Here is a 21,647-nt window from a genome sequence, read left to right on the forward strand (position 1 = left end):
CCCTTCCTGTATCCGCCATCGCTAACGCTGAATCAGCGGCTGAACTTTATTATCGATAGCTTCCCGAGCGCGGAAAATACGCGAGCGTACGGTCCCGACCGGGCAATCCATGATGGCGGCTATCTCTTCGTAGCTTAGGCCATCCAACTCCCGCAAGGTGATCGCCATACGCAGATCCTCAGGGAGCGACTCAATGGTACGGAAAACTATCTGTCTCAACTCTTCTGACAACATTAAGTTCTCAGGGTTCGAAATTTCTTTCAATGCGCCGGCGCTTTCATAGTTTTCAGCGTCGTTGGCGTCCACATCACTTGCCGGCGGACGCCGCCCCTGAGCAACCAGATAATTCTTTGCTGTATTCACAGCGATTCGATACAACCAGGTGTAAAAAGCGCTGTCGCCGCGGAAAGATTCCAGCGCGCGATAGGCTTTAATAAACGACTCCTGCACCACATCAGGCACATCGCCCTGCGGCACATAGCGGGAAACCAGACTCGCCACTTTATGCTGGTAGCGTACCACCAGTAAGTTAAACGACTTCTGATCGCCCTTTTGGACCCGTTCAACCAGCACCTGATCCGTTAACTGCTCGCTCATCCGAGGTAAATTCTCCCCAAATCTGTCTCCACGCGTGAAATTGTACTGCCAGCCATACATTTTTCCTGAGCAAGCACTCGCTTGGAGTTCATATGGAAATCAAAGTTCCATACGGCCATTGTTTTTTCTGTTGATGTCGCCCTATCCGTGGCATTTGCCCGGACAATTAGGCTAACATGATTTTCACTCTTCTTCTGCACACATCATACGTTATGCAACCATCTTCTGAATATGTTAGCGATGTACTGATCGTCGGCAGCGGTGCTGCAGGCCTGTCACTGGCTCTGCGGCTGGCACAACACGGCAAGGTGACCGTGCTGAGCAAAGGCCCGCTCAATGAAGGCGCCACCTTTTATGCCCAAGGCGGCATCGCCGCGGTATTTGATGAAACGGACAGCATTGCGTCGCACGTTGACGATACGCTGATTGCCGGCGCGGGGCTTTGTGATAAAGAGGCGGTCGAGTTTATCGCCGGCAATGCGCGCCATTGCGTCCAGTGGCTCATCGATCAGGGCGTGCTGTTTGATACCGAAACCAACGCCCAGGGCGAGGAACGCTATCACCTGACGCGTGAAGGCGGCCACAGCCACCGCCGTATTCTGCACGCCGCAGACGCCACCGGTAAGGAAGTAGAGACCACACTGGTGGGGAAAGCAAGCGCACATCCGAATATTTGCGTCATGGAGCGCCGCAACGCCGTCGACCTGATCACCTCCAGCAAAGTCGGCCTGCCCGGCACCCGCCGCGTGGTGGGCGCCTACGTCTGGAACCGCGAGCTGGAGCAGGTGGAGACGCACCGCGCCAAAACCGTGGTGCTGGCGACCGGCGGCGCCGCCAAAGTGTACCAGTACACCACCAACCCGGACATCTCCTCCGGCGACGGTATCGCCATGGCCTGGCGCGCCGGCTGCCGCGTCGCCAACCTGGAGTTTAACCAGTTTCACCCCACCTGCCTGTTCCATCCGCAGGCACGCAACTTTTTGCTGACCGAAGCGCTGCGCGGCGAAGGCGCGCATCTGCTGCGCCCGGACGGCAGCCGCTTTATGCCGGACTTCGACCCGCGAGGCGAACTGGCGCCGCGCGATATTGTCGCCCGCGCTATCGACCATGAAATGAAACGCCTCGGCGCCGACTGCATGTATCTGGATATCAGCCATAAACCCGCCGAATTTATCATCCAGCACTTTCCGATGATCCATGACAAGCTGCTGACGCTGGGCTTTGACCTGACCAAACAGCCGATCCCGATCGTACCGGCGGCGCATTACACCTGCGGCGGTGTGATGGTAGACCAACATGGTCGTACCGACCTGGACGGACTGTACGCCATCGGTGAGGTGAGCTATACCGGGCTGCACGGCGCCAACCGCATGGCCTCTAATTCGCTGCTGGAGTGCCTGGTGTACGGCTGGTCGGCCGCCGAGGATATTGTGCGCCGCCTGCCGGCCATCAAGCTGGCCAAGGCACTGCCGCAATGGGACGAAAGCCGGGTGGATGACTCGGATGAACGCGTGGTGATCCAGCATAACTGGCACGAACTGCGGCTGTTTATGTGGGACTACGTCGGTATCGTCCGCACCACTAAACGCCTGGAGCGCGCTCTGCGCCGTATCAACACGCTGCAGCAGGAAATCGACGAGTACTACGCCAATTTCCGCATCTCCAATAACCTGCTGGAGCTGCGTAATCTGGTGCAGGTGGCGGAACTAATGGTGCGCAGCGCTATGGCGCGCAAAGAGAGCCGCGGCCTGCACTACACGCTGGACTATCCGGAGCCGCTGCCGCAAGCGCTTCCTACCATTCTGCAGCCGTAAGGCGCTCAGGGCGCGCCGGCGTCCTGCTCAATAAAACAGATAAAAATCGGTGATCAGGCGACGGAACGGTGCAGTGTAGTCACCCTCCGCCTGCTTGATGGCCAGATCGCTGTGCGCACACGTCTGCGCCGTGCGCGTCAGCGCCAGCAATATACGATGCCGTGGGGTATCCGCCCGGTCGCTGACGTTCACCCGCTGCGCCAAATGCCAGCCGCGCTGCAGCGCATCGGCGGCAAAGGCCTCACCAATGTCATACGGCAGCACCACGCACAGCATACCGTCGGGCTGTAGCAGCCGTTCGGCGCAGGCCAGCAGTACATCATGAGTCAGCGTTTCGGTATAGCGCGCCGCATCTCGCGCCCGATCGCGGCAAGCTACCGCCGGCGCAAAATACGGCGGGTTGCTAACAATCAGATCGTAGCTGGCGGCCCGCTGCCCGGCAAACTGTTGAATATCCTGCTCATATATACGGATGCGCGACGCCCACGGCGACGCTTCTGCATTGTCATGCGCCTGCGCGGCGGCGGCGGCGTCCAGTTCTACCGCGTCGATCTGCACGTCATCCGCCGTACGCTGCGCCAGCATCAGCGCAATCAGCCCGCTGCCGCAGCCGATATCCAGCACCCGCCGGACCGCCGTCACCGGCGCCCAAGCGCCGAGCAGCACGCCGTCGGTGCCGACTTTCATGGCACAGCGATCGTGAGCGACAAAAAACTGTTTGAAGGTAAAACCGCCGCGACGCGGTTTGAAATTGGCTTTTGACTGACTGTCCACAATGAGTACCTGGCTGGAAAACCGGCGTAGCATAAGGCAATCTGCGGAGTGGTAAAAGAGTCCCGGCCTGAAAAAGGATGAACCCGGCGGCCAACCCGTCTATAATCGGCGCCCCAAGTAGAGGTAGACCATGACAGCAACCAATTTTTCCGAACTCGATCTCGATGAACGCCTGATCAACGCCCTGCGTGATAAAGGCTACGACCGCCCGACCGCTATTCAGGCCGAAGCCATCCCACCGGCAATGGACGGGCGCGACGTCTTGGGTTCGGCGCCGACCGGCACCGGTAAGACCGCCGCATTCTTGCTGCCTGTGCTGCAGCACCTGCTGGATTTCCCCCGCAAGAAGTCCGGCCCGCCGCGCGTATTAATCCTGACCCCGACGCGCGAACTGGCGATGCAGGTCGCCGATCAGGCGCGTGAGCTGGCGGCCCATACCTCACTGGATATTGCCACTATTACCGGCGGTGTGGCCTATATGAACCACGCGGAAGTATTCAGCGAAAACCAGGATCTGGTGGTCGCCACTACCGGCCGCCTGCTGCAGTATATTAAAGAAGAGAACTTCGACTGCCGCGCGGTGGAAACGCTGATCCTGGATGAAGCCGACCGCATGCTGGACATGGGCTTTGCCCAGGATATCGAAACTATTTCCGCCGAGACGCGCTGGCGCAACCAGACCCTGCTGTTTTCCGCCACGCTGGAAGGCGAAGCTATCCGCGAATTCGCAGAACGCATCCTGAACGAACCGGTGGAAGTGGAAGCCGATCCTTCCCGCCGCGAGCGTAAAAAAATCCTGCAGTGGTACTACCGTGCTGACGATGTGCAGCATAAAACCGCCCTGCTGATCAATCTGCTGCAGCAGCCGGATGTACAGAAATCAGTGGTCTTCGTACGCAAGCGCGAGCGTGTACATGAGCTGGCCACCTGGCTGCGGGAAGCAGGCATCAACACCTGCTATCTGGAAGGCGAGATGGTGCAGGCCAAACGCAACGAAGCGGTGAAACGCATGATGGACGGCCGCGTCAACGTGCTGATCGCCACCGACGTCGCCGCCCGCGGTCTGGACATTCTGGATATCACCCACGTGTTCAACTTTGATATGCCGCGCACCGCCGATACCTATCTGCACCGCATCGGCCGCACCGGCCGCGCCGGCCGCAAAGGCACCGCGATTTCGCTGGTCGAGGCTCACGATCACCTGCTGCTGGGCAAAGTCGGCCGCTACCTCAACGAACCGTTGAAAGCGCGCGTGATTGACGAACTGCGGCCGAAAACCCGCGTGCCGAGTGAAAAGAGCAACGGCAAGCCGTCCAAAAAAGTGCTGGCCAAGCGCGCGGCCGACAAGAACAAAGCCAAAAGCAAGGATAAAGCCAAGGTGAAAGTTCGCCATCGTGAGGCGAAAAACATCGGCAAACGCCGCCAGCCGAAAGGCGCACCGGCAACCGACGGCGAATAACGAACGCCACAGAAAAACCGCCTTCCGGCGGTTTTTTTATCTCCTCACAATACGCGATAACGCGCCGCCAGCCGGTGCGCCTGCAGCCAATCATCCAGCTGCTGACGCGCCTGACGCATGGCTTCATTCTGCAGATGCCGCGGCGTCAGGGCGAAATAAGCCTGAAATGTCATCCCCTGCCGATTAACCGCCGCAGCATCCGCGCCGTTTTGCAACAGCATCAGCGCCACCTGCGGCGCGTTGATTCTGGCGGCAATATGCAGCGGCGTATCACCGACGCGATCGGCCAGACGGCTGTCGGCAGCCGCATCCAGCAGTTGGCGCACCTGCGTCGGACGGCCGGCCAGCACCGCAGCGGCCAGCGGCGTCGCGCCGCTGACGGCGTTACGCACATCAACCACCGGCTGCCGCGCCAGCAGCTGTGTCAGATAGCCGGCATCCTCCACCATCGCCGCGATATGCAGCGCGCTGTTGCCGTCCATGCCGGTTTCCGTCACGTCGGCGCCGGCATCCAGCAGCGCCTGTACGCTGCCAGGCTGCTGGCGTAAAATCGCCCACTGCAACAGCGTTATACCCTGCTCGCCGCGCTCACCAAGCGCCTCCGGCGTCGCCAGTGCCGCGATACGGGCCGTATCACCAGTGGCAACCGCCAGCGCCAGCGGCTGGCAGCTCTGGCCGTTAAACGGCGTCGTTTGCTGATTCATCTGCAGCTCCTCGGCCTTTCCCGACAACGCCAATACTGCTAACGGTATCAATAACATCAGCAATATTGGCCAGCGTAATCTGTCAGGCATCGGCCTTTGTCTCCCACGGTTTCTGTTCCATCATCGAGCTAATCACCTTATCAATACCATGCGCGGCAAGACTGCGCTCCAGATGCTTGCTCGGCCGCCAGTCGTCAATACCATTTAGCGTATCATTATTTTCCAAAATGATTTGATGGCCGATGGCATTCGGGATCAGCGACGTCGACTCCTGCGTCGACGTCAGCATGTCATATTGCTCGCTGTAGCGGCGAATACCGCCGGCTTCCGCATCCTGTCTGGCTGCGGCCGGATCGATACCAAAGCGATTCAGGGTGTGATCGGACACTCCGGCAGCGTTGAAGGTGACCGCCAGCGTACCGGTGGCCAATGCGGCGGTAGCCGCCAGACCGCCCCCCAGTGAGTGCCCGCTAATTACCAGTTGCTCGCCAAACGCCGCCTTGGCGCTTTTCGCTACTGACACTGCCTGATTGTACTGTACGTCATCGTATCCCGTCGCCTGACGCACATTGCTTAACCAGTCCCGCCAGTCGTTGGTGCCGGCAAAGGCCAGTACATATTGCTGCCCGTCATGGTAAATGCCCGCCTGAAAACCCGATGCCGTATCATGCAGGCTTGCAGGCTCAATACCGGCGCTCAGCAATGCCGCATCGCTCAGGCGGCTGAAATTTTCTACGCCCTTTCCGTCCAGGCTGTAAACGTCCTTAGCCAGCAGCGCCAGGGTGTAATCCCCCTGTTGCGGCATCTGCCCGCGCATCAGATCGGTTTTGGCCGACGAGGCGACAGCGGCGACATCATTGACCAACGAATGCAGCAGTTGCTGCGTTTGCCGGTTCTGTGACGACGTTGATGGATGCGCCGCCGTGGGCAACCGTTCGCCAGCGACAGGCTCTGCCGGAATGGGCGGCTCCGTGCGCCGTTCGGGAACCACAGGCAAAGATACGGCAGGCAACGCCGCCGAAGTAAAACTTAAAGACATGCTCATGCCGACTCCTTGTCGATAGTTCAGTCATCGCACTGATAACCAGCGCCAGGTTAGCTATCGGCAGGTCGGAGCAGTTCTGTAATACCAGAGTGTGATCCCGGTCTAAATTTTGATTGCCGGGCATAAAAAAGGGGAGCCAAGGCTCCCCCGATAAGTCAACCGCCTGACAATTACAGGCTTTCGGTAAAGGTACGTGTAATCACGTCACGCTGCTGTTCCGGCGTCAGTGAGTTAAAGCGCACCGCATAGCCGGAAACGCGGATGGTCAGCTGCGGGTATTTTTCCGGATGCTTCACGGCGTCTTCCAGCGTTTCACGACGCAGTACGTTGACGTTCAGATGCTGACCGCCTTCAACACGCACGGTCGGCTGCATTTCCATCGGCACTTCACGATACTCGATGGTGCCCAGCTCGCTGACCGGCACGATTTGGTCTTCAGCATAATCGGCTTTGGCGCACACGCAACGTGCTTCTGATTTTTCGTTATCCAGCAGCCAGAAAGAGTTCACCAGCGCCTGATTGTTTGCTTTGGTAATTTGAATACCGGTAATCATGTTATTGCCTCCGTACAAGGGCGAAAAAACTTATTTCATTGATAACCCGAACAAGGTTTAGGTCATTTGGTAAAACCATTTATTGTTCTGTATACCAGCCCGACCCCGGTAATTCTTTGATTAAGGTCAATTTCCAACCAAAGCCCACGCGCTACAAAACGGCAAATTTCTGTTTTATATCAATATTTACCCAATCGGTACTGGCAATTATTTTTGTAAATTTTCAACAAAACCTGCAAAGACCATCTGCGCCGCCGCTGAGCGACAGGGAATGTTAAATGCGGGTTTCGCTCCGTAAAGCTAAACGGTAAGCTATGCCCGATGAATGATTAACGAAAACAAAGGAGAGCGTTAATGTCCACTCCCCTCACCTGGCATGACGTTATTGGCAAGGAGAAAGAGCAACCCTATTTTGTCGACACGCTCGCCTTTGTTGCCAATGAGCGTCAGGCCGGCAAAACCATTTACCCGCCGCAGAAAGACGTGTTTAACGCTTTTCGCTTTACCGAACTGGCCGACGTCAAGGTGGTGATCCTCGGTCAGGATCCCTACCACGGCCCGAATCAGGCGCATGGCCTTTCATTTTCCGTGCTTCCCGGCGTGCCGGCGCCGCCGTCGCTGGTGAATATGTATAAAGAACTGGCAACGGATATTCCGGGCTTCGAGCGCCCCGATCACGGTTGCCTGCAAAGCTGGGCGGAACAGGGCGTACTACTGCTCAACACCGTATTGACGGTGGAGAGAGGAAACGCGCACTCGCATGCCAACCTGGGCTGGGAAACCTTTACCGATAAGGTCATCGCCGCGCTGAATGAAAACCGCGAAGGCGTGGTGTTCCTGCTGTGGGGCTCACACGCGCAGAAGAAAGGCAATTTTATCGACCGTCAGCGTCATCACGTGCTGAAAGCGCCGCATCCGTCGCCGCTTTCCGCCCATCGCGGCTTCTTTGGCTGCCGGCACTTCTCGCAAGCCAACCAACTGCTGGAACAGCAGGGGCTAACGCCGATCGACTGGATGCCGCATTTACCGCAGCAATAAGCCAGACGGCAAAAAGGCACCCGAGGGTGCCTTTTCTTTATCTATTGCATCATACAGGCAACGATTATTTGGAAACTGCCACCATCGCCGGGCGCAACAGACGACCGTTCAGCGTATAGCCTTTCTGCATCACCATCATCACCTGGTTCGGTTCATGATCGGCAGACTCCATCAGGCTCATCGCCTGGTGCACATCCGGATTGAACGGCACATTCACGTCGCCGACAATTTCGATACCGTATTTACGCACCACGTCCAGCAAGGATTTCAGCGTCAGTTCGATACCTTCGACCATCGCCGCCAGCTCTGGATTATTACGGTCCGCCAGCTCCAGCCCGCGCTCCAGGTTGTCGATTACCGGCAGCAGATCGGAAGAGAATTTCTCCAGGGCGAATTTATGCGCCTTTTCAATATCCTGCTCGGTACGACGACGAATATTTTCTACTTCAGCCTTGGCGCGCAGCTGGCTTTCGCGTTCGCGCTGCTGAGCGTCCGCCAGTTGGGCTTCCAGCTCGGCAATACGTGCGTCACGCAGATCGACACCTTCTGCTGCTTCCTGCTGCACGTCCTCGTGCTGAGCGTGTTCCATTTCTTCCGAGACTTGCTCGTTTGGCGTCTTGTGTTCTTTACTACTCATGAATATCTCCGCGTTTTAGCATTAATCCCGCAACTTGGCTTATTATGGGGATCAAAACCGGGGTTTCAAGTCAACCGGTCACAATGTAAGACATAATCTGGCTCCGGTGAGGGAAAACGCAACAATGAATAAAAAATTTAACTGCATTGGCATTGTTGGCCACCCGCGTCACCCGTCGGCGCTGGCAACGCACGAGATGCTGTTCCACTGGCTGGTCGCCCGCGGCTACAACGTGATGGTTGAACGACAAATCGCCAAGGATCTGGGGCTGAAAGAAGCGGTAACCGGCAGCCTGGCGGAAATCGGCCAGCAGGCCGACCTGGCGGTGGTGGTCGGCGGCGACGGCAACATGCTCGGCGCGGCGCGGGTGCTGGCGCGTTACGAGATTAAAGTCATCGGCGTCAACCGCGGCAATCTCGGCTTCCTCACCGATCTGGACCCGGACAATGCCCTGCAGCAGTTGGCCGACGTGCTGGAAGGCGAATACATCAACGAGCAGCGCTTTCTGCTGGAGGCGATCGTCCAGCGTGAGCAGCAGCCATACCGCATCAGCACCGCCATCAATGAAGTGGTGCTGCACCCCGGCAAAGTGGCGCACATGATCGAGTTCGAAGTCTATATCGATGACCGCTTTGCTTTTTCCCAGCGCTCCGACGGCCTGATTATCGCCACGCCGACCGGTTCTACCGCCTATTCACTGTCCGCCGGCGGCCCGATACTGACGCCGTCGCTGGAAGCCATCGCGCTGGTGCCGATGTTCCCGCATACCCTCTCCGCCCGCCCGCTGGTCATTAACGGCGACAGCACCATTCGGCTGAAGTTTTCTCACGTCAGCAGCGATCTGGAAATTAGCTGCGACAGCCAGATCGCCCTGCCTATCCAGGAGGGGGAAGAGGTGCTCATTCGTCGTAGTGATTTCCATCTGAATCTTATTCATCCAAAGGATTACAGCTATTTCAATACGTTAAGCACCAAACTCGGCTGGTCTAAAAAATTATTCTAAAATCTTGCTCAGCTACTTTACTGTATATAAAACCAGTTTATACTGTATGAAATTACAGTTATGTGTTTATACACAGGAAGGTTCCCATGCTGTCGCAATTAACCATCAGCAATTTTGCTATCGTTCGTGAGTTGGAGATCGACTTTCAACCGGGTATGACGGCGATTACCGGTGAAACCGGCGCCGGTAAGTCGATTGCGATTGATGCTCTGGGGCTGTGCCTCGGCAGCCGTGCCGACGGCAACGCGGTCCGGCTGGGCGCCTCCCGTGCCGACCTGTGCGCACGCTTTTCCCTGGCCGACACACCTTCCGCCCGCGAGTGGCTGGAGCAAAATCATCTGGACGACGGCAACGAATGCCTGTTGCGCCGGGTGATTGGCGCCGATGGCCGCTCACGCGGCTTTATCAACGGTACCTCCGTGCCCCTGTCGCAGCTGCGCGAGCTGGGCCAACGTCTGATCCAAATTCACGGCCAGCACGCACATCAGCTGCTGCTGAAACCGGAACACCAAAAATCACTGCTGGACGCCTACGCCGGCGAAGCGGAACTGATGACGGAGATGCGCCAGGCCTATCAGCGCTGGCACCAAAGCTGCCGTGAGCTGGCGCACCATCAGCAGCAATCCATCGAACGCGAAGCGCGTAAACAACTGCTGCAGTACCAGTTGAAAGAGCTGAACGAGTTCGCGCCGCAAAGCGGCGAGTTTGAGCAGATTGATACGGAATACAAACGCCTGGCCAACAGCGGCCAGTTGCTGACGCTCAGCCAGCAGGCGCTGCAGCTGTTGGCCGATAGCGACGAACACAACATGCTGAGCCAGCTGCACAGCGTCAAACACCTGCTGCTGGAGCTTATCGGCATGGATGACAAACTTGCCGGCCTGCTGGATATGCTGGAAGAGGCGTCGATTCAAATCAGCGAGGCCGGCGACGAACTGCGCCACTATGCCGAACGCATGGATCTCGACCCCAACCGCCTGTATGAACTGGAGCAGCGCATTTCACGCCAGATAGCGCTGGCGCGCAAACATCATGTCACGCCGGAAGAGCTGCCGACCCTGCATCAGCAGTTGCTGGAAGAGCAGGAACTGCTGGCCCAGTATGAAAGCGACCACCAACAGCTGAACGAAGCGGTTACCCAACACCATCAGCAGGCGATGGCGCTGGCGGAGCGCCTACACCAACAGCGCCGGCACTATGCCGCCGAACTCACCCAGTTGATCACCGACAGCATGCATGCGCTGTCAATGCCGCACGGCCAGTTCAGCATCGACGTACATTTCGAACCTGAACATCTGGGCGCCGAGGGCGCAAGCCGCGTTGAGTTCTGCGTTTCCACCAACCCCGGCCAGCCGCTGCAGCCGCTGGCGAAGGTCGCTTCCGGCGGCGAGCTGTCGCGTATTGCGCTGGCGATTCAGGTGATTACCGCGCGTAAGATGGAAACCCCGGCGCTGATTTTCGATGAGGTAGACGTCGGCATCAGCGGCCCAACCGCCGCCATCGTCGGTCGCCTGCTGCGCCAACTCGGCGAGTCCACCCAGGTGATGTGCGTTACCCACCTGCCGCAGGTGGCCGGCTGCGGACATCAGCACTTCTTCGTCAGCAAACAGACCGACGGCACAGCGACAGAGACGCAGATGTCGCCGCTGGGTAAACGCGCACGCCTGCAAGAACTGGCGCGCCTGCTGGGCGGCAGCGAAGTCACACGGAATACGCTGGCTAACGCAAAAGAGCTGCTGGCGGCGTAAAAAACTCAACTTTTTCATATTCTCGCGGTCTGAATGTAGCGCTGTAAACCTGAACGATTTCAACTTGCTGCATACCGACCGCCCGACAGGCCTGAGGGGCGGCGATGCCCCGCCCTGCAGAGTCAAAATGCACGGCTATCGCCGCAGCCGCTTGAAAGTTGAAGGGTATAAAGGTTTCCAACTGCCGCAAGGTCTATTATCATCGGCATCCTATGCCCTAAAGGAATATGATTACTATGCGCTGTAAAATGCTGACTGCTGCCGCTGTGGTTCTTGTGATGCTGACTGCAGGCTGCTCGACTTTCGAAAAAATCGTTTATCGCCCTGATATCAATCAGGGGAACTACCTGACAGCCGCCGACGTGGGCAAAATCCACAAAGGTATGACCCAGCAGCAGGTCGCCTACACTCTGGGTACGCCAATGCTGCAAGACCCGTTTGGCACGCAGACCTGGTACTACGTGTTCCGCCAACAGCCTGGCCACGAGAAGATCACCCAGCAAACGCTGACGCTGACCTTCGATAGCGCCGGCGTATTGACGGATATCCAGAATAAACCGGCGCTGACCGGCAAGTAATTACGGGCCGCCCGCCGGCCCATACAAGAGTAGGTTAATCTTGTATGACAGTCACAGGCTGCAACTCGGCAGGTGAGGTTCAAAAAATAAGGCGCTGATAGCGCCTTATTTTTTTGCTTTCTCCGCGCGTTGCCGACGCAGTTCTTTCGGGTCGGCAATCAGCGGCCGGTAAATCTCCACCCGGTCGCCATCATTCAGCACATCGCCCGGCTTGGCCGGACGGCTATAGATGCCGACCTTGTTGGTCGCTAAATCGATATCCTTACGGAGTTCCAGTAGTCCGGAGGCTATAACCGCCTGTTCGACCGTACTGCCTGCCGCCAGCTTAACCTGACGCAGATACTGACGTTCCGGCAGCGCATAAACCACCTCTACGCGTATCTCAGACACTGTAAACCTCTTTGGCGCGCTGGGTAAAAGCCTGCACCATATTGCTGGCCAGCTCTTTAAACACCTTACCGAACGCCAGTTCGATCAGTTTGTTGGTGAACTCAAAGTCCAGATGCAGTTCAACCTTGCAGGCCTCCGGGCTGAGCGGCGTAAACTGCCAGCCGCCCATCAGCTTGCGGAACGGGCCATCAACCAGTTGCATGTTGATACGATGGTTATCCTGCAGTGTATTACGCGTTGTAAAAGTTTTGCTGATACCGGCTTTGGCTACGTCCACGGCGGCGGTCATCTCACTGTCCGTCGCATTCAGTACCCGACTGCCGGTGCAGCCCGGTAAAAACTCGGGATAGGCGTGAACATCGTTAACCAACTGGTACATCTGCGCAGCGCTAAACGGCACCAGCGCAGATCGACTAATCTGGGGCATATCATTTCCTGAGCAACATAAATCGAACAGATAATAACATTTATCTGGCGTCAGACAAAAAATCTGCTACGCGGGCAGACGCCCGCTAACGCAAAAAAATTGCGCAGACGTTGAACGCTAAAGGATTTCTTTCGCTGTGGCATCCAGTATAATGAGCACCTTATGAAAAAGAAAAAAGCATACAAACCCGGCTCAGCCACCATTGCGCAGAACAAACGCGCCCGCTACGAGTACTTCATCGAAGAAGAGCTCGAGGCTGGCCTGTCTCTGCAAGGGTGGGAAGTAAAATCGCTGCGTGCTGGCAAAGCCAATATCAGTGACAGCTACGTGATGTTCCGTGACGGTGAAGCCTATCTGTTCGGCGCCACCATCACGCCACTGAACGTGGCTTCATCACATGTGGTATGCGACCCAACGCGCTCCCGTAAACTGCTGCTGAAAAAACGCGAGCTGGACTCGCTGCTTGGCCGCGTCAACCGTGACGGTTACACCGTCGTCGCCCTTTCCATGTACTGGAAAAACGCCTGGAGCAAGTTGAAGATCGGCGTTGCCAAGGGTAAAAAAGAGCACGACAAGCGCGATAACATCAAAGATCGTGAATGGCAGACGGCGAAAGCCCGTATCATGAAGAACGCAAATCGTTAAGCCGCTGGCATAGCAGCGTAAACTTCTGATATACTGCCTGACAGTTACTTGGGGCTGATTCTGGATTCGACGGGATTTGCGAAGCCCAAGGAGCATGCCGAGGGGCGGTTGGCCTCGTAAAAAGCCGCAAAAAAATAGTCGCAAACGACGAAAACTACGCTTTAGCAGCTTAATAACCTGCTCAGAGCCCTCTCTCCCTAGCCTCCGCTCTTAGGACGGGGATCAAGAGAGGTCAAACCCAAAAGAGATCGCGTGGATGTCCTGCCTGGGGCTGAAGCGTTAAATCCAATCAGGCTAGTTTGTCAGTAGCGTGTCCATCCGCAGCTGGCCGGCGAATGTAAAGATTGGACTAAGCATGTAGTGCCGACGGTGTAGTAATTTCGGACGGGGGTTCAAATCCCCCCAGCTCCACCAAATAGGTCGCCGGTGATACCAGATAGACCCGGTGATAATGACAAAAAAGCCCGCAAGCTCAGCCTGCGGGCTTTTTTGTGCCCTCAATCGCAAGATCATCCGTTCGGATGCCGAGAAAAGTGGGTGTAATCTCCAGACACCTAACATAATGAAGGCCAATCACGTATGCCAACGATGGAAGCATCCAACCATAAAAGTCATACTCTGTAAAAAGATAGATAGCCATTCTATTTTTAATTTGAAACTCGGGCATGGCAATGAGTAACTCAAAGCTATTATAAAGATAAAACTAGCCAAAGTGATAAATGTTAATACTCTGTACTCGATGTAGTAGATCCGCTATTTTTTCTATGAGCAGCAACCAGTGCATCATGTAACGCCCCTACTGTCAGATCGCGGATGATAGGACGAGGCTTATTACGCAGCCAACCTATCAACCGTCCAATACAAAGCGGATCAAACCCTTCGGAATGGAAAAGATATTCGTTCTCCCCCAGCGAGAATGTAGTCCGGTAACCGTCTTCATCCGTATGCAGGACTATTCCAAACCTCTGTGCGACCTCCTCCAAAAGCTCCGCACCATCATCGCCGGTAATGCCTAGATCTTCTTCAAGATAAGTCTGCGCAGTAATAGAAGCACGGCGACTCCCTGTAAAATCACGCACAAAGTCGATAAGCTGAGAAAGAGATGGATAACAATTTTCAGCATTTTTCATTGCAAAGTTCCGTATCAAACTTAATGATGTGAATAGGTTCAACCGAGGCGTCTTATCACTACTCGTTTTAATCACCGTTCAGTAACTTCACCGTTTGTCCACCAGCATCTTTCCCTTCCCATATCCACAAACCCCATCACGGTATTTCAAAAATAATCGAGGCATAAAAGTCCGAAAACCAAGAGCCTCAGGGCAGTACAGAACCAATCAACTCGTTCCTGCTCAACGACAATATCTTTTTCTCTGCGTCCGTTAACCTTCCAGAACTCACCAGCTTATTTTTCTCAACTTCAAATTTAGGATCGTCAGCCAAGTAAAGGGCCAGAATATAATTATCATCGTCATTATTGCTTTTTTCGAATAGACACACGGCGTCCTGATAGCATCTACCAACACTTTCACCCGTTTTTTCCATCAGCATACACTCTGTCAGCTTTGAACCGGGTTTGGGGTTATCTTTATTTATTACCTTTAATTGTTCTAACCCCATGGGGTAATTTTTCTCAGCAAGTAATATGTTTGCGTACATATTCCTTACATTGTTATTCCCGGGGTGCTTAACAGTCATTTCCTCCAACTGTTTTAGATACTCCCCCCTTTCCTCATCACCAGAAAGCGTATACTTAGTTACCAGATTAGCCGCGTCCTCTGTCGGTTTATCTTGATATTCTATTCTGTTAGCTGCAACAACAGCAATCGGGATTAGAATCATCAGAAAGGCAACTAAAGAAATTTTAATCTTCATTAAAAACCTCACAGGTGAAACCTCGTTAACTTTATTTCTCGTCTCATGCTTCGAGGCGTAGGGACGACTTGCCCTGTATAATCTGCATAAATATATCCGCACTCTACATGTATAGATGGTGTAAAGTATGTATCTCTAGGAAAAACAAAATTCACATCTCCTATATAAAAGTCATCCCTTCCCACAGCCCACATTTCATTCGGCTTTCTATTCAGTGTGTATTTTTTATTATCTATACCATTCAAAACATTACACCAAAAAAAATAACTTTCCCGGTCCCTGCTGCTTTAGCTGCATTGGTTCTTCCGGTTGCCGATATATGAACATTCCTCCTACCATCGGTTGCATTCACATCTTTAATAGTAATAATAATTGAATATCCACCGTGCATCATTCCAACTCCCTCTACCCGCAAATCAGCGATTTGCCAGAAAGAAAATTGCTTTATGGCCATACGATTTCCCTATACTTGTCCGATTTGGGTAAATATTACCCAATACAATCCATTCTTTCTATCTTCATTCAATTTCTGTTGACTTGGGTCACAATGATTTATCCCCGCCCTAAAATCTGGCGCCGCAACATCCGCCAATAACCATCACTCCACCTCTATCGGCTCAACCACAGCGCCCTTCTCTTTTTATTCACCAGCCGGCTTTTCCTCCAACTCCGGCGCCGCACGCAGTCGCTTCAACAGCATAAACAGGAAAAGCGGCTGAATCACCGTCAGGACCATCGTCAGCCAGGCCAGCTGGTCGACATTGCCCAACCGCCCATCCACGTTGGTTAATATAATTGAAGATACGACCGCCGCCAGGCCGCTGAAGATATGCTGGCAAACGCTTTGTAAGGACATAAAGCCCGCTCTTTCCCAGGGCTCGGGCACCTGGCTGTTTACCGCCGCCACGGCAATAGTGCGCGTCGCGGTCACCGCCATAAACAGCGTGAAAATCACGATCGGCGGAATCGATGGCGTATGTAAGAAGCCATCCCACACCACCAGCAGGATCAACAGCCCCATTATCAGCGTCATGCGCATGGCCCCCAGCTTATCAATCAGGCGACCGCCAAACTGCATCGCCAACAGGCTAAAAATACCGCCCGTCACGTAGTAATAGCTCATGTCGCTGCGCGGTACGTTAAGGTTGAATTGGAAATAGGTCGCCACGTTAGGCACGATCAGGAACGTGCTGAAAATCGCCAGCCCGATCGCCGCAAAGGCGTTCAACACCACCGGACGCCTCAGCATTTTGACAAAGGAAAACGACGGCTGTTGCTGCTGCAGATGCGCCGTCATCGTCGGCAATTTTGCGTACACCGCCACCAAGACACACATGCCCAAAGCGCTGACGATATAAAAAGGCGCGCTCCACCCGTAGCGCATCGCCAGTTCCAGCCCCAACGGAACGCCGGCAATTGCCGCCAGTGAAAAAGCGCCCATCACGATAGCCATCGCCCGGCCACGCTGCTGTTGTGGCACCGCATCGACTACGATGGCCAAAGCTATCGACGTAGCCGGGCCGGCGCAAACTCCTGCCAACAGGCGAGTGATAAACAAACTTTCCATATTCCAGGCCGCGTGCATGCCCAGGTCGCCGCCGACAGCCCTAATAACGCCACCAGCGCGACAGACTTACGATCGAACCGGTCAATAAACTTCGCACATAACAGCGAGGAAAGTGCCGCCGCCAGCGTATAACCCCCGCCCAGATAGCCGATATAGGTGGGTGAAATCCCCAGCTCTCGCGAAAGATCCGGCCCCAGCGGCATCACCATCATAAAGTCCAGCGCATTGACCAGTTGAATTAGCGCCGCCAGCCAGACGATACGCATTTCCGGCGTACTTACCTTGCTCATCCTTTAAACTCCAACATTAATGGCAATCCCTACGCCGGATCTGCTGATATTTTCATCTAAAAATAAGCGACAGTTCCAGCATAAACATCTGACAAAGGATCAATAGTAGTTCACTTCTTATATTTGGATATTTCGCTACGCTATATAAATTCAGTCAGAAGGACACCGCTATGGTTTGGTATGCGCAAGAACGGTTCTCCGTCCGTCTTGAGTGGGGGATAGAGGCTGTCGAACAACTTGGCCAGACGGCAGATTGCATCATCATCGTTGACGTGATGTCATTTTCAACCTGTATAAGCCTTGCGGTGGATAACGGCGCCAGGGTTTATCCCTATCCCTGGAAAGACGAGTCGGCAATCGCCTATGGCAATGAGAAAGGGGCAATCGTTGCAAGTACTGAGCGCCGCCTCAAAAGCAACGGTTATTCCTTATCCCCTTGTTCGCTCAAAGACATCGAACAAGGCGTCAGGCTCGTTCTCCCCTCGCCCAATGGCTCGGCAATCTCTTTTCGCGCCAAGGATAGCGGTGCAGCCGTCTTCAGCGGTTGCTTCAGAAACATGGCGGCAACCGCCAGAGCCTGCCGCCATTTTAAGCGCATCCTGGTCATACCCTGCGGTGAACGGTGGCCAAATGGCACGCTGCGCCCTGCGGTTGAAGATTTGGTCGCCGCCGGCGGCATTATTTCTTATCTGGCGGAAAAAACATGGTCCCCGGAAGCCAGGGCTGCCGCGTCAGCATATCGTCAAAACAGCCTGTATGGTCTATCAGCCCTGGGTGAATGCGCCTCGGCGCTGGAACTGGCAGAAAGGGGCTTTGCTGAAGATGTGGCGCTTTGTCTGAACGTTAACGTCAGCGAACTGGCATGTCGGTTACAGAGAGATGCCTATATAGCCGTGTAAATTCACACCTCTTACGCAGCGACATTCACGCCTCATACCTATCAAGACCTCCCCCTAACTCACGCCACCTGTAAACGTTACACACCACATGCCCCATACGGCCCTACTATCCATTCTATATCTACGTAACTTGTTGTAAGCCAACAAACACCGCTTCGCTAGCCGACAATCGAACACTTAAAAATAAGACTAATCTGATATTGATTTTTCGTAATTGCCAATAATGCAATGGATTATTTTTCATTTAAAGCAATCCTAAAAAATTATTTAATCACGACATATAAACACCAGGATAAAGATAAAAAATCCGGGGGGATAACGCATTTTATTAAAAATATTAATTTGTAAATGAAAACAGTACGCACAACGTAAATAAAATGAGACGATAGTATTTTAATGCGAAAAACAAGAAATAATTACAAGTTGAATAATAACCAAAAGGACAAACCAATCACCACGCATCAAGAATAATGAATTAAACTTTAAAAATCAATGAAATAAGAACAGAAACACTTACGGACAAAGCACAAAAACATAAAATTATTAGTCTAATCAACAAATAAAAAACACAATAAAAACCTGATAAACCCTGATTTTAAAATAGTAAAAACCAGAAAAAACCACCCAGTCACGGCGTTAACAAAATATTTCTTAATGTAAACATTGACAGCTTTTATTCTTTGAACTTTCTTTTATACAGGTGAAATCGGCGCATTTATGCAGTGCCGATATCGCCCGTTGCTCCCTATCTGACATTTATTTTCTGAGAGGTTTCTAACCTCTCTGGGGAAGCTGCGTGCCGAGCTTAAAAGTGTCACAAAATATTTCGCATCCTTTTGAACTTATGAGGTAACATCCTTATGGCTTCTTTACCATCACAGCAACAAGCTGCTTCCATTTACTACTCGATTCTGGGGTCAAACACGCTGGCGCATGATGCCTTCAATAGCTATGCCATCCAGCTGGAAAGCGGCGCTAAAACCGTAGAAAGTCTGGCCGCCGAGTTCATCAACTCAGCCGCAGGGCAAAAACTGTATGCCGGCCAAAGCAATGAGCAAATCATCTCTCAGGTATATGCGCGGGTGCATGGCGAAACGCCAACAACAGAGCAGGTCACTCAGTTACTGCAGGGGGGGTCGGTTGAGCAGGCACTGGCAGGTCTCGTTGATGACCTGCTGAATTATCAGGGTTTTGATGATGCCACGCTGGCTAAGCAGGTCACCTTCGAAGACAGCATAAACAACCTGCTGTATCGCGATGCCGACAACCTGGCCTCGCTGGAACTCCGGGAACAAGCCGTATCCCTGGCCTTAAGCGTTGCCGACCGCGGCGTTTACTCCCTGTCTCTGGAAGCCTGGAGCAAAGCGCTGGATAACGGCACCAGCATTAACTACCTGACCAAAACACTATTGGATTACCCTGAATTCCAACGCACCGTCGGGCAGTTGGAAGGCAGTGAACTGATCACCCAGGTATTCACCACGCTGCATGGCGTCGCCCCCACGGCGGAACAACTGGCGACCTACGGCGCCCTGACGGACAAACAAAGCATTATTGAAGCCATTATCGACGATCTGCGCACCTCCACCGCCACAGACGACGCCAGCCTGACCCAACAGCACGCCTTCGAAGCGCAGATCGGGGAAAACCTGCTGTATAAAACCGCAGCCAAACTGAGCGTTACCGATGGCGGCGGCAACGCGACCGGTACGGTAAATACGCAGGCCAGCCACCAACTGAGCAATGCCGAAACCGCCGTGCTGAAAACCGTACAGCTGGAAGCCGACGCGGCAGGAACGGTTGACCTGACGTTCGCCGATAACCTCAGCGCCCTGACCATCAACGGCAGCGCAGCAGCCACCGTCAATCTGTCTGACAACGGCGCACGCGGCGACACCGCCATTGCCGTCAACAATGCCAATATCACGTTAAATGCCGGTTCAGGGAATGAAGACATCAACCTCTCTTCCAGCGCCAACGTAGCCAGCGGCACCGGTACCTTTAACCTGGGCAAAGGCAATGACGCATTGACCTGGGCCGGCAACGCCACCACCGGCGCCAACAGCGTATCCAGCAGCCTCACCGCCAACGGCGGCGACGGCACGGATACGCTGTCCGCCAACTTCATCACCAAGTCTGTGGCAACCACCAGCAATGTGCTGGGTATCCGCAGCAGCACCGTCACCAGCAACACCAGTAACTTCAGCAATTTTGAGAAGATCGATCTGGCAGGTTACATCGGGAAATCCATCGGCACGCTGAACGGTCAGGCGGTGACTACCGGTAACCACACCTTCGACTTTGGTGTTCTGAACGGCACCGCTACCGTAGAAGGCACCAACGGCGGCAGCATCACTCAGGCCACTCAGGGCACCAATCTGGGATCGCAGGGCTTCGCCCTGTCCGGCAAAGCGGATAATGTCAAAGTGATCAACGCCGCCGGTGGTACGGCCGCAGCCCTGAGCGTTACCGGCAATGCCGGTGCCGACAGCAACCTGGAAATCGCTTTCCGCCAAAACGCCACCAACAAATTCGATATCAGTTTTGATGCCGTCGGCGCACAGAATATCGATGCCGGTTCTCTGAGCCTGATCAGCAGCAGCAGTACCCTTGGCGGTACCGCACTCGGTACGGTGAATATCGCTTCGGGCGGTCAAGGCGACTTCAGCAATATTCTGCAGCTGATCGGCACCAACTCTCAGGTACAGACCCTTAACGTTTCCGGCGATCATCAGCTGGACCTGACGCTGGGCAGCGGTTACAGCAACGTACGCACTATCGATGCCTCCAGCAATACCGCGGGGATTGATTTAGACTCTGCGCACGGCGGCACCGGCGACGGCATTCTGGTGCAGTTGCTGAATATTCTGCCGCTGAGCGCCATCACCACCGGTCTGCTGACGCCGCTGCTGAACACGCTGGGTCTGAACGGCTACCAGTTGAAAGTGACCGGCACCGCTGCCGATGACACCTTCAACATTGCCGCCAACACGACGGTAACCGGCGGCGCCGGCAGCAATACCTATGAGCTGAAAGGCAGCACCAGCCAGGCAGGCGTAACCATCACCGACTTCAACAGCGCCAAAGACAGCATCATTGACAGCGCATCCGGCGTCACTCTCTCCGGCGCAGCCGGCAGCTCGGTGGCAGACTACGGCACCCGCTCTGCCGATATCATGGATGGTCTGCTGGGTTCGCTGGTTGGCGGCCTGACCAACGGCGTGGTCGGTCTACTGGGCGGTATCCTGGGCCTGGGCAGCAGCAACTCGCTGACCTCGAAAGTCGGTATTGCCTCGGTCGCATTCGACGGCGGTAAAGACGCCAGCTATGTCATTATCGATAACAACGATAACGGCACGCTCGACAGCTCTGACAGCGTGATCTACCTGACCAACCAGGATCATCAGTCGCTGCTCGACAGCCTGCATTACACCGAAGTGAGCGTTAACGGCGTCGCTAACGCACCAGCGGCCGATTTGGCTATTGCCTAAGGCACACCGCAGGTTAAGCCCGATTGTCTGAGGCTAATCACACCAACCCGCAAAGATACTTTGCGGGTTTTTTCTTTCTGGAAACAGTCCAGACCACGTTGCGACAAGGATG

At 54.5% G+C, this 21,647-nt stretch carries 20 protein-coding genes, 1 other RNA gene and 1 pseudogene; 10 read left to right on the forward strand and 12 right to left on the reverse strand.

Going from position 1 to position 21,647, the window contains the following annotated elements; all coding sequences use genetic code 11:
* Positions 1-21 precede the first annotated feature (21 nt).
* Positions 22-597 (reverse strand): RNA polymerase sigma factor RpoE, encoded by a 576-nt coding sequence (gene rpoE / locus TAN611_RS17725; protein WP_105232227.1) that lies wholly within the window; start codon positions 595-597, stop codon positions 22-24.
* 212 nt (positions 598-809) lie between these two features.
* Here rpoE and nadB point away from each other — a divergent pair, with 212 nt between their 5' ends.
* The gene (nadB, locus tag TAN611_RS17730; RefSeq protein WP_172606263.1) at positions 810-2,411 is read left to right on the forward strand and encodes an L-aspartate oxidase; all 1,602 of its coding nucleotides are present in this window, start codon (positions 810-812) and stop codon (positions 2,409-2,411) included.
* Positions 2,412-2,438: 27 nt separating this feature from the next.
* On the opposite strand, the gene TAN611_RS17735 is transcribed toward nadB, so the two are convergent.
* On the reverse strand, positions 2,439-3,185 hold the full coding sequence (locus TAN611_RS17735) for a tRNA1(Val) (adenine(37)-N6)-methyltransferase (protein WP_370576233.1): 747 nt from the start codon (positions 3,183-3,185) through the stop codon (positions 2,439-2,441).
* 130 nt (positions 3,186-3,315) lie between these two features.
* On the opposite strand from TAN611_RS17735, the gene srmB reads away from it, so the two are divergent.
* A complete protein-coding gene (srmB, locus tag TAN611_RS17740; RefSeq protein WP_111736602.1) occupies positions 3,316-4,644 on the forward strand; it encodes an ATP-dependent RNA helicase SrmB in 1,329 nt (442 codons plus the stop codon).
* A 44-nt stretch (positions 4,645-4,688) separates the two neighbouring features.
* Here the strand turns inward: srmB and TAN611_RS17745 are convergent, their stop codons facing one another.
* The 3 genes from TAN611_RS17745 to grcA form a co-directional block, all read right to left on the reverse strand.
* Complete coding sequence (locus TAN611_RS17745) at positions 4,689-5,438, reverse strand: ankyrin repeat domain-containing protein (RefSeq protein WP_203066810.1); 750 nt, start codon at positions 5,436-5,438, stop codon at positions 4,689-4,691.
* Positions 5,431-6,393, reverse strand: a complete 963-nt coding sequence (locus TAN611_RS17750) for a phospholipase (RefSeq protein WP_197950166.1) — start codon at positions 6,391-6,393, stop codon at positions 5,431-5,433. Before TAN611_RS17750 ends, TAN611_RS17745 begins: the two co-directional genes overlap by 8 nt.
* A gap of 170 nt (positions 6,394-6,563) precedes the next feature.
* Positions 6,564-6,947 (reverse strand): autonomous glycyl radical cofactor GrcA, encoded by a 384-nt coding sequence (gene grcA / locus TAN611_RS17755; RefSeq protein WP_105232233.1) that lies wholly within the window; start codon positions 6,945-6,947, stop codon positions 6,564-6,566.
* Between the two features lie 354 nt (positions 6,948-7,301).
* On the opposite strand from grcA, the gene ung reads away from it, so the two are divergent.
* Complete coding sequence (gene ung, locus TAN611_RS17760) at positions 7,302-7,985, forward strand: uracil-DNA glycosylase (RefSeq protein ID WP_111736600.1); 684 nt, start codon at positions 7,302-7,304, stop codon at positions 7,983-7,985.
* Positions 7,986-8,049: 64 nt separating this feature from the next.
* Here ung and grpE read toward each other — a convergent pair whose 3' ends face one another.
* Entirely contained in the window at positions 8,050-8,622 is a 573-nt protein-coding gene (grpE, locus tag TAN611_RS17765) for a nucleotide exchange factor GrpE (protein ID WP_105232235.1), read from the reverse strand.
* Positions 8,623-8,746: 124 nt separating this feature from the next.
* On the opposite strand from grpE, the gene nadK reads away from it, so the two are divergent.
* From nadK to bamE, 3 genes are all read left to right on the forward strand, one after another.
* Entirely contained in the window at positions 8,747-9,625 is an 879-nt protein-coding gene (gene nadK / locus TAN611_RS17770; protein ID WP_105232236.1) for an NAD(+) kinase, read from the forward strand.
* A gap of 86 nt (positions 9,626-9,711) precedes the next feature.
* Entirely contained in the window at positions 9,712-11,373 is a 1,662-nt protein-coding gene (recN, locus tag TAN611_RS17775; protein ID WP_187044239.1) for a DNA repair protein RecN, read from the forward strand.
* 236 nt (positions 11,374-11,609) lie between these two features.
* Positions 11,610-11,951 carry an outer membrane protein assembly factor BamE gene (gene bamE, locus TAN611_RS17780; protein WP_105232237.1) on the forward strand — a complete coding sequence of 114 codons (342 nt, stop codon included), beginning with the start codon at positions 11,610-11,612 and terminating at the stop codon, positions 11,949-11,951.
* Positions 11,952-12,056: 105 nt separating this feature from the next.
* Here bamE and TAN611_RS17785 read toward each other — a convergent pair whose 3' ends face one another.
* Together TAN611_RS17785 and TAN611_RS17790 are read right to left on the reverse strand one after the other, a co-directional pair.
* The gene (locus TAN611_RS17785) at positions 12,057-12,341 is read right to left on the reverse strand and encodes an RnfH family protein (protein ID WP_105232238.1); all 285 of its coding nucleotides are present in this window, start codon (positions 12,339-12,341) and stop codon (positions 12,057-12,059) included.
* Positions 12,334-12,768, reverse strand: a complete 435-nt coding sequence (locus tag TAN611_RS17790) for a type II toxin-antitoxin system RatA family toxin (RefSeq protein ID WP_015673472.1) — start codon at positions 12,766-12,768, stop codon at positions 12,334-12,336. Before TAN611_RS17790 ends, TAN611_RS17785 begins: the two co-directional genes overlap by 8 nt.
* 162 nt (positions 12,769-12,930) lie before the next feature.
* On the opposite strand from TAN611_RS17790, the gene smpB reads away from it, so the two are divergent.
* Both smpB and ssrA read left to right on the forward strand, forming a co-directional pair.
* The gene (gene smpB / locus TAN611_RS17795; RefSeq protein WP_015673473.1) at positions 12,931-13,413 is read left to right on the forward strand and encodes an SsrA-binding protein SmpB; all 483 of its coding nucleotides are present in this window, start codon (positions 12,931-12,933) and stop codon (positions 13,411-13,413) included.
* Positions 13,414-13,463: 50 nt separating this feature from the next.
* Positions 13,464-13,827: a transfer-messenger RNA gene (ssrA, locus tag TAN611_RS17800) on the forward strand.
* Positions 13,828-14,135: 308 nt separating this feature from the next.
* Here ssrA and TAN611_RS17805 read toward each other — a convergent pair.
* The 4 genes and pseudogenes from TAN611_RS17805 to TAN611_RS17820 form a co-directional block, all read right to left on the reverse strand.
* Positions 14,136-14,543: a DUF1493 family protein gene (locus tag TAN611_RS17805; protein WP_203066811.1), complete on the reverse strand. Its 408-nt coding sequence runs from the start codon at positions 14,541-14,543 to the stop codon at positions 14,136-14,138.
* Between the two features lie 187 nt (positions 14,544-14,730).
* Complete coding sequence (locus TAN611_RS17810) at positions 14,731-15,288, reverse strand: hypothetical protein (RefSeq protein ID WP_203066812.1); 558 nt, start codon at positions 15,286-15,288, stop codon at positions 14,731-14,733.
* Between the two features lie 241 nt (positions 15,289-15,529).
* Positions 15,530-15,742 carry a hypothetical protein gene (locus TAN611_RS17815; protein ID WP_203066813.1) on the reverse strand — a complete coding sequence of 71 codons (213 nt, stop codon included), beginning with the start codon at positions 15,740-15,742 and terminating at the stop codon, positions 15,530-15,532.
* A 186-nt stretch (positions 15,743-15,928) separates the two neighbouring features.
* Positions 15,929-17,145 (reverse strand): annotated as a pseudogene (locus tag TAN611_RS17820) (MFS transporter).
* A 170-nt stretch (positions 17,146-17,315) separates the two neighbouring features.
* Between TAN611_RS17820 and TAN611_RS17825 the strand changes: the two are divergent.
* A complete protein-coding gene (locus TAN611_RS17825) occupies positions 17,316-18,044 on the forward strand; it encodes a 2-phosphosulfolactate phosphatase (protein ID WP_203066814.1) in 729 nt (242 codons plus the stop codon).
* 860 nt (positions 18,045-18,904) lie between these two features.
* A complete protein-coding gene (locus tag TAN611_RS17830; protein WP_203066815.1) occupies positions 18,905-21,535 on the forward strand; it encodes a DUF4214 domain-containing protein in 2,631 nt (876 codons plus the stop codon).
* The last annotated feature ends 112 nt before the right edge of the window (positions 21,536-21,647 follow it).

It is taken from the genome of Serratia sp. Tan611 (assembly GCF_905188235.1).
In the GTDB taxonomy this organism is placed as follows: domain Bacteria; phylum Pseudomonadota; class Gammaproteobacteria; order Enterobacterales; family Enterobacteriaceae; genus Serratia_B; species Serratia_B rhizosphaerae.